This is a genomic window from Mammaliicoccus stepanovicii, assembly GCF_002902525.1.
GTDB classification, from domain to species: Bacteria; Bacillota; Bacilli; order Staphylococcales; family Staphylococcaceae; genus Mammaliicoccus; species Mammaliicoccus stepanovicii.
The window spans coordinates 1-223 of the sequence record NZ_PPQZ01000107.1 but is presented as its reverse complement, the minus strand read 5'-3'; the positions used below and the strand labels follow the sequence as shown (position 1 = coordinate 223).

Below are 223 nucleotides of genomic sequence, written 5' to 3'. Positions count from 1 at the left end.
GGGTGACTTAAACATCACAAACACATATAAACCTGAATCTACAAAAGTATCAGGGGAAAAAGTATGGAAAGACCACGACAACCAAGATGGTAAACGTCCAGAGAAAGTAACAGTCAACTTATTAGCGAATGGTGAAAAAATAGATTCAGTAGAAGTCAGTGAACAAGATGGATGGCAATATGAGTTTAATCAATTACCAAAATACAAAGATGGTCAAGAAATT

Annotated in this window: 1 protein-coding gene; it reads left to right on the top strand. The window is 35.0% G+C overall.

Translation table 11 applies throughout. The features are described 5' to 3' along the window. Positions 1-223 (top strand): Cna B-type domain-containing protein (locus CD111_RS11305; protein ID WP_142380962.1); only part of this gene is annotated, 223 nt, incomplete at both ends.